We start from the raw sequence: 10,019 nt of genomic DNA on the forward strand, positions 1-10,019 counted from the left end.
TTACTTTTATTGTCCACTTTTCTTGACAAGTTCAGTTATGGCCGGAATTGTTTGTGGTAAAAGTACTTTAATAAATAAAATTCGTTTTGAAGGATTAAAAGATTTAACAGGAGCTGTATTATCACCTCATGATGCCTTTCTTGTTTTAAGAGGACTATCAACTTTAGAATTACGATTATGAAGAGCTTGCAAAAATGCAAGAATAATTGCAGCAAGATTAAAAGAACATCCTAAGATTAAAAAAGTATTTTATCCTGGACTAACTAATTCAGCAACAGAACAAGTACTTTATGAACAACAAATGAAATTACCAGGAGCAATGATTAGTTTCGAATTAAAATGTGGATATGATGGAGGAATCAAACTATTAAATAATTTAAAATTAATAATTTTGGCAGTTTCTTTAGGTGGAGTTGAGTCATTGATTGAACATCCTGCTTCAATGACACATTCTACTTATAATGCACAAGAATTAGCAGATGCAAATATTTCAGAAGGTCTTGTTCGTCTTTCAATTGGTATTGAATATGTTGAAGATTTGTGAAATGATTTGGAACAAGCATTAAAAAAACTATAATAATTATTTATATATAAAAAATAGACTCATGAGTCTATTTTTCATTTATAAATAAAACAATTTATTAGCAATATGCAACCATCAACAACATATTACCACTTAAACAAAAATCAGTATAACCATTTGGTAAAATAAATGAGTCACCTTTTTTAATACTAGTATCATCAATTATACCATTACCATCCAATACTGAGATTTGCAATCATCTAGTATTAGGATAACTATAATGCTTAATTCCCTCATTAATTAATTTAATTAACTTAAAAAACTTGTTATCAACTAAATAATTATCATGACCATTAGCTTCACTACTATTTAAATCAGGAGCTAAAACAATAGTTGATGCTTCTTTCAAATGCAAATTTCGTAAATTACCAAGTTCATCTTTACGATCATAATCATATAAACGATATGTAATATCTGATGATTGTTGTAATTCAAAAACCATAGTATGTGCCAATAAACCATGAATTTTTAGAGAAGGAACATAAATAAATTGATCTTTTTTAATTGGTATATATTTTAATAGTTTATGTCATTGTTCTTTTGCCAATCATTGATTAAACTGATCTTTGGTTTTAGCATTATGACCCAAAATAACTCTACCTTTGGGTAAACATTCTAATATATACCAACATTCAGTTTTTCCTAAACATTGATGATTTTTTTCTGCGAATTTATCATCGGGGTGAATTTGAACGCTTAAACTATTATTTGCGTCTAAAATTTTTGTTAACAACGGATATTCTTTATTAATCACACTACCTGAACTATCAAGATTAGCAAATAAACTAGGTTGCTGTTTAAACAATTCTGCTAAACTTAATCCTTTATACTCGCCATTTAAAACATAACTCATTCCATTGGGATGAGCACTAACTAATCATGCTTCACCAATTGGTGTATTTTTAGGTAAATCAAAATTAAATTTGTGTGCTAATTTTTGACTACCTCATAATTTGCGAATAAAAGCAGGTTTTAAAAAAATTATTTGTGATGTGCTATTATTCATATTCACTCTCCTAAACTTTGATTATTTCTTCAATTAAACTTTATTTTTACTATTTTTAGATTTAGTTTTTTTACTATTAAATATTTTCATGATTCTTTCATTCATTAATTTAAAAACCTTAATATTACGTGATTGAATAATTAATAATCCACCATATACTAAACAAGTAACAATACTTCCAACAATAATGGCTAAAAAGAATAAAAGAATACTTACCCAAAGCACATAATTAACTGAACTAACTGCACCTAAGATAGCAACAATAGGACCACCATGACCAGCAGCATCAGTTAATAAGAAAGCACCAGCAATACTACCAGCAACAGCACTACCAATAATATTACTAATAATAGCACGTTTTGGATCTCTTACTGCAAAAAGAATCGCACCTTCAGAAATACCAATACACCCCATTAACATTGCTGTTAAACCTAATGTACGTTCACTTTCATTAAAGAATTTACGAAAAATCAAAGTTGTTAAACCCATTCCAAGTGGTGCAACAGGAATAGCTGCAGCTACTGCTCCCATAAATAATTGTGAGCTAGGATCAGCAGTTATCGTTGTTGAAGCTGCTAAAAAAGCAACTTTGTTAATTGGACCACCCATATCAAATCCAACCATGGCTCCTAGCAACATTCCAATTGCTGCCATTGCTTCACGTGGCATGTGGGTTAACCCATTTTGAAATTGTTCCATTATTCAACCAATTGGATCTCCAATTGCATAAATAAAAGTGAAACTAATTAAAAATGTTACTACAATAGGAATAAAGAAAATTGGCATAATTGGAGCAATAGTCTTTGGTACTTTTCAAGTAATAATTCATCTTACTAAATATCCAACACTTGGACCAATTAATAATGCTCCTAAAAATCCAGCAGAAACCTTTGGCTCTAAACCAGCAATTGAATAAACTAATCCTGCTGTATTAGCAACATATGCACTTACCATTGCCGGAACCAAAGCAGCACGTCCTGCAATTGAATTAGCGATAAAACCAGCTAAAATTGGAATCATTAATGTAAAAGCAATACTTCCAGCTTGATTCATAAAATAAAGAAAATGATTATGTGGTAACTTGGAAATATCAAAGTCAGCACCATAAACTGCTTTAGCAATACCAATTGATAATGCTAACATAATTCCACCAAAAACAACAAATGGCACCATATAGCCAACACCAGCCATAATATGTTTCATAATTCCCTGTTTATCAGTAGTAAATAAATCATTTGATTTATTTTCTTTTTCCGCTTTTTGTCCCGATTCTGACTTGTTTATTTCATAAGGTTTTGCGTTAGCAAAAGCATCATTAACAATACTTTCAGGATTTTTAATAACTTTGCTAATTTCTACTTTATATAATGGTTTATTATTAAAACGTTCTAATTTTAAATCTGCAACACCGGCCGATACTGCAATAATAACTAAATCAGCATTGGCAATATCAGTTGCTGTAAAAGCACCTTTAATACCAATACTACCATGAGTTTCAACTTTAATATTATAGCCTAAATTTTTTGCAGCAATTTCTAATTTATCTTGTGCAATATAAGTATGTGCTACCCCAACTGTACAAGCAGTAATTGCTATAATATTTTTAGTTTTTTTTGAAGAACCTTTCATATCTTCACTAATAGTTTTACTACTAGTTTCAACATTAGATTTATTATTAATATTTAGTGATTGAATAATTACTTTTTTATCTTTTGAATTAAATAATATTGATTGAAATTCCGGTTTTGTTAATCTTTGTGCCACTTTTGATAAAATTTCCAAGTGCTCATTACCAGCACTTTTTAGTGGCACAATTAAAGCAATAATTGCTTTAACGGGTTGTTCATCTAGTGCTTTCCAAGGAATTGGCTGTTTAAAACGCATAATAAAAATTCCTGATTTAACAATATCTTCATTACGAGCATGTGGCACAGCAACACCACCACCAAAACCAGTAGTTCCTTCTCCTTCTCTTTGTAGAAAACTATTAACTAGTGATTTTTCACTAATATTTTTTTTCAAAAAACCTAATTTTTTAGCAGAAGTTGCTATTTCTTGAAAAGCTTCTGCTTGTGTTTTACAATCAGATTCAAGAAAAACGTGTTCTACTGTCAAAATATCATCTTGTTTAGACAACATACTTCATCTCCTTACTTAATAAATATTCATGACATAATATTAAATTATTATTTTAAAAAAAACAGTTTTTTTATTTAAAAAATTAATTAAATTTTTTAATTACTTTATTAGTTTTAATTCTATTTTCTAAATATCAATCTTTATGCTTTGATTTTAATAAATATGTTGTTACTAAATCATTAAAATAAGTAATAGCAAATAATGGAGAAATAAATATTTCTTGTGCTTCATAAAGTCCTGAAGAAACAATATTAAATGTTCAATCAGCATAAGTCACTAATTCAGTTTTATCTTGTGATGTAACAACTGCAATTTTAGCATTATTCTTTTTAGCAAGTTTAGCTGCTTCAACAATAGTAGCGGTTTTACCTGATAATGAAAAAAGAATTATTACATCTTCTGGAATAATTAAAGAAGCATGCATTAAAATACTATCATCATCTTTATTTAAACAGATTGATCGTAAACCAAACCGATATAATTTATTTGATAAATCCTCCGCACCTAAACCAGAATGACCAATACCTGCTAAATAAATACAAGCTTTACGATTATCATCTATTCAATTAATAAATCTTTGTAATTCCTCATAATTAATCGTTGAATCATTTAAATCCATTAGTTTTTTATAATGTTCTTTTAAAACACTACGATCACCAAAAAACTCACGATTTAAAGCTTTGAAAGTAGTTTCTTGCGCAGCTAAACTAATGATAAATTCACGATAACCTTTAAATCCCAATTTCTTAATTAAATTATAAACAACACTATAACCAACAGTATTTTCTTTAGCCAAAGAACTAATAGTAACTTGATCCATTTTTTGACTATTCTTATTAATATAGTTAATAAGAACTTTTTCTTTTTTTGTGAAATTATTTTCTTCCTTTGATACTCTAGATCAAAAATTATCATTGATAAGCATGTAAAAACTCCTTTTTAAACTAATGTAAAATATTTAAATATTATTATTTTTTAATTATGTGATGAAAATGGATCATTAATATAATATGGTTGCAAATCTTCCATGTTTTTTACTTCGATAAAATATGGTGACAACTTTTGAAAATTTTCCACAATATTACACTTTTCTAAATTTTCAATTATTTTATAATCTAGTAAATCACTAATAATACCAATTTTAGCATTTTCATCTACTAATTGCGGCTGAATAATTATTTTTCCATTATCACATACTGCCAAATAACTTTTATTATTGTATGCTGACAAAACACTTATTGATTTTATTAATCCTGCCTGTAATAATAAACTATTAATAGTAAAAACCGTTAAAAAACTATTCAAAACTTTAAGTGTTTTGACAAAAGTAATTGCTACTCTAATTCCAGTATAACTGCCAGGACCATTTGCAATAACTACTTTTGAAATATCTTTTAATTTTATTTTACATTTTACAAGTAAATTAGTAATAGTTGGAATTGCCAATTCTGTTTGTTTTTGTCAAGCAATAAATGATGAACTTGCTAAAATTTTATTAGCTTGCAAAATCACCACTGTTAATTTGTTATTTGTTGTATCTAAATATAATTGATACATAACATCACCTTATTATTTCATTTAGTTGCTATTAATAATTTTCTAATATCTTACATACTTATTATAATATCATGTATAATGTAATTAAAATAGAAAAAATATAGAATTGTGAGTTGATCCATATGGGAATAGGAAAAAATATAGGATTTAAAAGTAAATTTTCTGATTTTTTACTTTGATCTGGACTAATTATTGCTGTTATAGGTCTAATAATGCAATTTGCAATAGTTTTAATTGAGTATAAACCAATAACAGTTGGAACACCTAATCCTCATAATTTATGAACTCCAGATGGCCCATGAGTTGGTATTTGAACAATGATTTCTACCTTTACTATTCAGTCAAATTTTTTAGTTTTTCTTTTCTTTTGTTTTGTATTAACAAATCGTTTTCATGACAATCGCGCACAATTTGTTTTTGGGCGCTTTTCATTAGCAATTACTGTTTATATTACCGTAACTCTTATCGTATTTTTTGCTGTATTATTTAAACCAATGATAAATAATTTAGATAGTAGTAATAGTATTAGCATATTAAATTTTATAAATACATTTTTATTACATTTAATAGTACCAGTGATAGTGATTTTATATTTTATGTTTTCTGCTGGTAAATACTACTGAAAACTTGGAAAACAAACATATCTTTGAATACCAATTATTTCTATTTACATGTTTGTATATTTAGGTTATGCACTTGCTAAAGGAAATTTTGTTGGTTTTTTAAGAAAAGGAACAACAGAAATTGATTATTCATTTCCATATCCATTTTTAGATTTTCATAAAAGTTTAACTACTTTCTTTATTTATATCTTTGCAATTTTAATCTTATACATAATTTTGATGTTACTTTTTACTCTTTATAATAATATCCTTTATAAAAAAAATAATAAACCAATAGCGGCTTTAAGAGATACAAATTTTTAATGTAAAATAATTTATAAATAAAGTGTACTAGTTTATAAACTAGTACACTTTATTACTATTATTTATTATTTAAAAAATATTGAAAAATAATTGTAGGGAGGAATATATATTTGTGAAAAGTAAAAATTTGAAATTGTATTATTTTTTTTAAATATTATTTTGTTATTTTTTGCCTCCTTTTTCTTAATATATTTTATTTTAAAATTATATAAAAACTCCTTGTATAGCATATATAGTATACAAGGACTTAAAGTCAAATATAAAATTAAAACCGGCATTACCTAAATATTTTCTAAACATTTATAACTGCCATTTTTATTGTAACTCACTAAAAAGAAAAAACAAGTAATAACATTTTTTACACTTATCATTTTATATTTTTATATAAAATATTGTTTTTTAACAAGTACTACTTAAAAATAACAAACTTTATTTTAAATATTTCTTTTTACGAATAATAACAACAACTATTGGAATTATAGTTAAAAAACTAATAATGAATCCACAAATGATAATAATATTTCAATTATTAACTAACATTTTAGTTGTTAATGATATATTAACATCTCAGGGACGATCTGAATTATTACTTTGTAAATAATTAACATAATTTTGTTTAGTAATATCACCTTGATATTGAATAAATCATGATAAAAACTCACCAGCAGCATTATTTTTTAAATCTTCAATTTTAATACTATTGTTAGTAGCACTAGTTAAATATTGTTGAAAACCCGCTAATAAATTATTAGTTTTTTCAAAAAAATCAGTACAATTTGGAAAATTAGGTATTTTTGTATTGCTTCTATAAACAGTAATATATTGTTCAGAAGCAGCTTGACGTTGTAAGTCAGATGTATCTAAACCTATACAATAAACTTGAAAATTACTTCCTTGATTAAGAGTTAAATTATCACCATCTTTAATAGGTGTTCCCAAATCATTTTTTGCTTTTTGTAAAGTTTGTGAATCAACTTTTCATTTTAGTCAATGTTGTTGTGAATCACTAATATTTACTTTAGCTTTCTCAATAGCTTTATTCATAACTATTAATGTATTTTTATTATCTTGTGAATTATTTTGAACTAAATATTGAGGTACAATTACAGGATTTTCTTTAACTTTTTCATCACTAATAGTACTAAATTGAATATTTGAACTATTATTTGTTAACTTAATAGTTTTACTATAACCACTATCTTTAACACTAACATTAAAAATAGTTGATTTTAAATGATCATCTGGTTTATGATTTAATATTGCATAACTAATTGAACCATTATCAAAAACTTCATCATTTTTATCATTTATTAATAATTGTTCATTCTTATCATTTTTATTTTTTGCTAAAATAGCTAACATTGGTTGATTAGTATCATTGGGATTACCATTATTAAGTGGTAAAATTGCTAACCGATCTTGAACACTTTTATGACTATTTAAAAAATCATCGCTTGGTTTAATCATATAAGGAATACTAAAATAATTATTAAAATCTGCCCTAGGATTTACCGTTGCAAAAATACCATTGTTAATCTGCGCTGGTAAACTATTATCATGGTAACCAACATAAACATAGCCAAAACTAGCAATATCATTAAAACTTTGTTTAGCAACACTACGACCAATAACTTTATCAGTAAAATATTTAATACCATTATCTGGCAAGATATTATTAGCTTTGTTTTTAATTTGTTTCTTAAATTTCTCATTAACATCTTTACTAAGATTATCATTTGGATTATTATTAACCTTATTAATATCATTAAATTGTTCTGTTATTACTTCTTTATGCAATCTAATAAAATCTTCATAATTATTATTAATTGAATTTCAAGTATTAGCTTCACTAATTAAATTTTTATTATTTTCCTTAACAGTAATATGAAACCCAGAAAGTTTGTTACTCTCATTAACAGTACTAATATTAGATTGATGATTAGTAACTATCATTAAACTACTAGTAAGAGATAATGCCAAAGCCAAACTTATTGTTTTAAAACTTTTAGTTTTAAAAAAACTAAAAGATAAGAAATTTGTCATTATGATTACTCCTTTTTTACCTATTATTTGTGTTTATAATTATAATATTAAATTAAGCATATTTAATTAAATACTTAAAATCTTAGTTTTAATAAAATAAAACTAAGGATATATAATCAATTATTAAACTTTTTGTTAAATCAACATATATAATTTTAATACTTATATAATTACTTATATATTCATTAAAATTATAAGGATAAAAATTATATCCTTAACATTAATAATAAACTTTATTAGCAAAAAATCAAGATTAAATAATTAATAAGTTAATTTTTTTTAACTTATTAAGTGTTTTAAATAATCAGTTAGTAAATATTAATAGTGATAAGGAAAAACTTGATATACTAAATAAGTAGCATATTCAATCATAATAAAAAATTAAATTTCCTATCAAAAATTTAATTAAATTTAATTCTAATATAAATAGGAGAAAAAATATGAATTGAAAAAATAGTAGTGAATACCGATTAAAAAAAAGAAATCTTATTAAATTTATTTGACGTTTATTTGGCCTACTTATTATTTCTTTATTTTTAATTTTTGATTTAATAATTACTATTAATTATCCCAATGCTTTCATTGTTCCTAATGTTGATAAACCAACTGAAAGATTAGCAATTTATTATTTTTATTTTACAACTCAAACTAATTATTTAGTACTCATTTATTTATTTGCTTTTTTATTTGAAAGTAAATTTAAAGAAAACTCAAAACCAAGTTTTTATATTTTATTAAGCATTACTATTTATATTACAATTACAATGTTAGTATTTTGAATAGGTATCATTAGTAATAGCCAAGAAAGAAGTAAATATGGAACTGATATTTATTTATGATTTAAAACAATAATTCTAAATCTAATTATGCCAATTGTTATGATTTTAAATTTTGCTTTATCATGTGGACGTGATTTTTATTCACTAAAAAATCATCATAAACTTTATATGTGATTTATTTTATTTTATCCTTGTTTTTATGTAGTAATGGTAATGGTTCGTGGTGTATTACGTGTTAAACAAGGAGAAAATATTAATACTTGTTATCCTTACTTTTTTTTCAACTACCAAAAATATGGTGTAGGAGTATTAATTACTGCTATTATTTTTCTGTTAATTATTAGTATTGGTTTACAATACCTTTATTTATGAATTAATAATATACAATATAAAAAAAAGCATGATGATGATAAACCAAATTTTCCAATCATTACTTATCCTTATGGTTTTAAATTATAAAAAAATAAAATAAGGCTTTAGAAATTAAAAGCCTTATTTATATAATTTATTAAATATTTTTAATTATTCATTTACCATAGAAACTACTTCTTCTGGTTTATTAGTAACTGGAAGATATTTACCAATAATTAATAATACACCTGAAGCAATATTAAGTCCTAAAAAAATAATATTAATACCACTAATAAAATTAAAATGTGATGAAAACATAGCTATTAAAGAAAAACCTGCTAAAACTAAAGTTACAATTCCAACAGCTAAACCACTATTAGCATTTCCTTTTAAAACGTTATTGCACATGATAATTATTGCAATTAAAAATCCAATAGCAATTAAAAGTCCAAAAATCAATCCAACAATAAATATTGTACTAACTCCTGATGTTAATGAAGTGTGATCATATTTTGTAAAACTGTTAAAAATAACACTACTTGCTGTAGCTAAAATAATTGTAATAATTTACACTTCAAATAATACTTATAATATTTGTTATGAATCCAATTTTAGCTTCAATGTATAATTTTTTA

9 protein-coding genes are annotated in these 10,019 nt (G+C 24.8%); 3 read left to right on the plus strand and 6 right to left on the minus strand.

Annotated elements, in window-relative coordinates:
* Nucleotides 1-577 (plus strand): PLP-dependent transferase (locus M0D11_RS04095; RefSeq protein ID WP_252320348.1); only part of this gene is annotated, 577 nt, incomplete at its 5' end.
* 64 nt (nt 578-641) lie between these two features.
* On the opposite strand, the gene M0D11_RS04100 is transcribed toward M0D11_RS04095, so the two are convergent.
* The 4 genes from M0D11_RS04100 to tsaB form a co-directional block, all read right to left on the minus strand.
* Nucleotides 642-1,589 (minus strand): type I phosphomannose isomerase catalytic subunit, encoded by a 948-nt coding sequence (locus M0D11_RS04100; RefSeq protein WP_252320350.1) that lies wholly within the window; start codon nt 1,587-1,589, stop codon nt 642-644.
* A 33-nt stretch (nt 1,590-1,622) separates the two neighbouring features.
* On the minus strand, nt 1,623-3,728 hold the full coding sequence (locus M0D11_RS04105; RefSeq protein ID WP_252320352.1) for a PTS fructose transporter subunit IIABC: 2,106 nt from the start codon (nt 3,726-3,728) through the stop codon (nt 1,623-1,625).
* Nucleotides 3,729-3,810: 82 nt separating this feature from the next.
* Nucleotides 3,811-4,653, minus strand: coding sequence for a MurR/RpiR family transcriptional regulator (locus M0D11_RS04110; protein WP_252320354.1), 843 nt, complete (start codon nt 4,651-4,653; stop codon nt 3,811-3,813).
* Nucleotides 4,654-4,703: 50 nt separating this feature from the next.
* On the minus strand, nt 4,704-5,285 hold the full coding sequence (gene tsaB / locus M0D11_RS04115; RefSeq protein WP_252320355.1) for a tRNA (adenosine(37)-N6)-threonylcarbamoyltransferase complex dimerization subunit type 1 TsaB: 582 nt from the start codon (nt 5,283-5,285) through the stop codon (nt 4,704-4,706).
* A 122-nt stretch (nt 5,286-5,407) separates the two neighbouring features.
* Here tsaB and M0D11_RS04120 point away from each other — a divergent pair, with 122 nt between their 5' ends.
* Nucleotides 5,408-6,211, plus strand: a complete 804-nt coding sequence (locus tag M0D11_RS04120) for a hypothetical protein (protein WP_252320357.1) — start codon at nt 5,408-5,410, stop codon at nt 6,209-6,211.
* A 429-nt stretch (nt 6,212-6,640) separates the two neighbouring features.
* Here the strand turns inward: M0D11_RS04120 and M0D11_RS04125 are convergent, their stop codons facing one another.
* Nucleotides 6,641-8,254 carry a hypothetical protein gene (locus tag M0D11_RS04125; protein WP_252320359.1) on the minus strand — a complete coding sequence of 538 codons (1,614 nt, stop codon included), beginning with the start codon at nt 8,252-8,254 and terminating at the stop codon, nt 6,641-6,643.
* Nucleotides 8,255-8,694: 440 nt separating this feature from the next.
* On the opposite strand from M0D11_RS04125, the gene M0D11_RS04130 reads away from it, so the two are divergent.
* Complete coding sequence (locus M0D11_RS04130; protein ID WP_252320361.1) at nt 8,695-9,492, plus strand: Pr6Pr family membrane protein; 798 nt, start codon at nt 8,695-8,697, stop codon at nt 9,490-9,492.
* Nucleotides 9,493-9,555: 63 nt separating this feature from the next.
* Here the strand turns inward: M0D11_RS04130 and M0D11_RS04135 are convergent, their stop codons facing one another.
* The gene (locus M0D11_RS04135; RefSeq protein WP_252320363.1) at nt 9,556-9,843 is read right to left on the minus strand and encodes a hypothetical protein; all 288 of its coding nucleotides are present in this window, start codon (nt 9,841-9,843) and stop codon (nt 9,556-9,558) included.
* Nucleotides 9,844-10,019: the final 176 nt, after the last annotated feature.

Source organism: Spiroplasma endosymbiont of Lariophagus distinguendus, assembly GCF_023846195.1.
Classification (GTDB): Bacteria; Bacillota_I; Bacilli_A; order Mycoplasmatales; family VBWQ01; genus Spiroplasma_E.